This is a genomic window from Microbacterium sp. zg.Y909, from assembly GCF_024626565.1.
In genome coordinates this window covers 1-1,338 of the sequence record NZ_JANJFJ010000655.1, presented here as the reverse complement: position 1 = coordinate 1,338, position 1,338 = coordinate 1, and the positions used below count along the sequence as shown (strand labels likewise).

2 protein-coding genes are annotated in these 1,338 nt (G+C 71.6%); both read left to right on the top strand.

Annotated features, from left to right (window positions below; all coding sequences use genetic code 11):
- The coding region (locus NQ160_RS23860; RefSeq protein WP_257517465.1) for a serine/threonine-protein kinase at positions 1–972 on the top strand (972 nt) is incomplete at its 5' end.
- Between the two features lies 1 nt (position 973).
- On the top strand, positions 974–1,338 hold a 365-nt coding region (locus NQ160_RS23855; protein ID WP_257517464.1), incomplete at its 3' end, for a hypothetical protein.

Here is a 1,338-nt window from a genome sequence, read left to right as displayed (position 1 = left end):
ATGTTCAACGCCGAGGCCGACGTCATGGCCCGCCTGAGCTCGCACCCCTCGATCCTGACGATCTACGAGGCGAGCATCTCCGCCGACGGCCGGCCCTACCTGGTCATGGAGTACTGCCCCACCTCGCTGACCAATCGCTACCGGCGCGAGGTCATGCCCGTGGCCGAAGTGCTTCAACTGTCGGTCAAGATCGCCTCGGCGCTCGAGACCGCCCACCGCTCCGGCCTGCTGCACCGCGACATCAAGCCGTCGAACATCCTCGTCACCGCCTTCGGCTCACCCGTGCTCAGCGACTTCGGCATCGCCGCAGCCGTCAACGGACGCACCGGCGCCGACGAGGTGTTCGCGATGTCGGTGCCGTGGAGCGCCCCCGAGATCGTCGATGAACGGGTGTCGGGGTCGATCCCCGCGGAGATCTGGGGGCTGGGCGCGACGGTCTACTCGCTGCTGGCCGGACGCAGCCCGTTCGAGCGCTCCGGGAGCGGTCAGAACTCCCGTGACCAGCTGAAGAGCCGCATCCGGCGCGCGTCCTACACCCCCATCGGTCGTCCGGACGTGCCAGAACGCCTCGAGGCCGTGCTCGCGCGATCGATGAGCAAGGACCCCGCTGCACGCCAGGCTTCGGCGGCCGAGTTCGCCCACGAGCTGCAGCTGGTGCAGCACGAGCTGGGAATGCCGCACACGGCGCTCGAAGTCGCCGTCGACGAATGGGCGATGGCCGGCGTCGCCGTGGACTTCCAGGACGACCGCGCACGCGGGCCGGTGCGGCCCCGCGTCGAACGTGCGACGCAGCGCCCGCCGCGCGCTCGCGGCGGCGCCCGCCGCCGACTCGATGAGGGCACGGTGCTCGCCGGCGCGCGGCCGCTCCGGCGGCCGGGCGCCGTCCGCATCGCGCTCATCGCCTCCGCCGCCGCCGTGGTGGTGGCCGGCGGCATCACCGCCGCCGTGCTGCTGCTGACGGGAAACGGCTGAGATGGCATCCCCCGTCGCCCGCCGGAGACCCTCCGGCAACGTCATCGGCGCTGCCGCCGTGGGCGTGGTGGTTGCGCTCGTGGCCACCCTCGCCGCCGTGTGGCCCGGCTACGACGCGCAGCAGACGCCGCTGGACGATGCGACGGTGTGGGCCATGCAGAACGGCAGTGGCAGCGGGTACGCCCGCGTGAATCTCGAGCTGGCCGAGCTCGACACCGTCAAGCAGGTGGAGAACGGCAGCTCGCTCGCGCAGAACGGCGAACGCCTGTTCGTCTTCAGCGACGGGGGCACGCAGTTCGCCGACGTCGACATGGCAACGCCGGACGATCTCACCGCCGACTCCGAAGACGCCTTCGCCCCCACGCC